General features: G+C 77.8%; 2 protein-coding genes and 1 pseudogene. 2 read left to right on the forward strand and 1 reads right to left on the reverse strand.

Annotated elements, in window-relative coordinates:
- A pseudogene (locus WCS02_RS20245) lies at nt 1–442 on the forward strand (thiamine-phosphate kinase); the annotation flags it as partial.
- Nucleotides 443–586: 144 nt separating this feature from the next.
- On the opposite strand, the gene rpmB reads toward WCS02_RS20245, so the two are convergent.
- On the reverse strand, nt 587–772 hold the full coding sequence (gene rpmB / locus WCS02_RS20250) for a 50S ribosomal protein L28 (protein ID WP_340296113.1): 186 nt from the start codon (nt 770–772) through the stop codon (nt 587–589).
- Between the two features lie 196 nt (nt 773–968).
- Here rpmB and WCS02_RS20255 point away from each other — a divergent pair.
- Nucleotides 969–1,488 (forward strand): DAK2 domain-containing protein (locus WCS02_RS20255; RefSeq protein ID WP_340296115.1); only part of this gene is annotated, 520 nt, incomplete at its 3' end.

Genomic DNA, 1,488 nt, shown 5'->3' on the forward strand with positions numbered 1-1,488 from the left:
AGGGGCGGCTGGGGCGGGGGCCGCCGGCCGGGTCGCCGCCGTCCACCGCTCGCCCGTGGTCGACCACACCGCCGGTCCCCGTGCCCGTGACGCCGGCGCCCGGGCGATGATCGACGTCAGCGACGGCCTGGTCCGCGACGCCACCCGGGTCGCGCGGGCCTCCGGTGTCGTCCTGGCGCTGGACCTCGCCAGCCCGGCGCTGCGGCCCTCGGCGGACCTGCACGAGGTGGCGGGGCTGCTGGGCGCCGACGCCCAGGAGTGGGTGCTCACCAGCGGTGAGGAGCACGCGATGCTCGCCGTCCTGCCGCCCGGTCGTGCGCTGCCCGACGGGTTCACGCCAGTGGGGCAGGTCGGGCCGCCGGAGGACGACGGCTGGACCGGGGTCGTCGTCGACGGGGTCCGGCGGACCGACGCGGGCGGCTGGGTGCACTACCCGTCCTGAGGGCTGCGGCAGCGCCGGCCACCCGAGGAGCGACGCCGCCCGACCCCGGGGGACCGGCTCGACCACCGTGGCAGCACGACGACGGCCGCCGACCCGGAGGTCGACGGCCGTGAGGTGGTGCGGGGCGGCAGAGCCGCCGGGGGGTCAGCGGGTGACCTTGCCCGCCTTGAGGCAGGAGGTGCACACGTTGACGCGCTTCGGCGTGGCGCCCACCATCGCCCGGACCCGCTGGATGTTCGGGTTCCAGCGCCGCTTGGTGCGGCGGTGGGAGTGGGAGATGCTGTGGCCGAAGCCGGGGCCCTTGCCGCAGACGTCGCAGGTGGCAGCCACGGGTAACTCCTCGGGAGGTCGGTGTCTGGGCCCGGCGGGGCCCGTACGGGCGGTCGGCCCGGGTGCGGGCCGTCCTCGTGCGTCCCCGGGATCCCGGTGAGCAACCACGACAGGGTAGCGGATCCGGCAGGACCGCTCCGACCGCAGCCGGTGCGCCCGGGACCGTGCGTCCGGGGTGGTCCGTATCCTCCCGCGCATGACCGGGCCGGAGGACGACGTCGTGCTCGACGGCGCCGGCCTGCGTGCCTGGGCCCGTCTGGTCGCCTCCCGGCTCGACGGCGCCCGTGCGGACATCGACGCGCTCAACGTCTTCCCCGTGCCCGACGGCGACACCGGGACCAACCTCGCCCTCACGGTCGGCGGTGCGGTGACCGAGCCCGGCGGGGACCTGGCCCGGGCCCTGCTCGTCCACGCCCGCGGCAACTCCGGCGTCATCGCCAGCCAGCTGGTGCGCGGCTGGGCCGACGTGCTCACCGCCCCCGTCCGCGGCGCCGGGGTCGGCCCGGAGCTGCTGGCCAAGGCGCTGCGCCGCGGCGACGATCTGGCGTGGGCGGCCGTCGCCGACCCCCAGGAGGGGACGGTGCTCACGGTGTCCCGGGCAGCCGCCGAGGCCGCCGAGAGGGCGGCCTCCGCCGGCAGCGGTCTGCTGGGGACCGTCGACGCGCTCGTCGCGGCCGCCGAGGAGGCGCTGGCACGCACCCCCGCGCAGCTGCCGG

Source organism: Aquipuribacter hungaricus, assembly GCF_037860755.1.
Classification (GTDB): domain Bacteria; phylum Actinomycetota; class Actinomycetes; order Actinomycetales; family JBBAYJ01; genus Aquipuribacter; species Aquipuribacter hungaricus.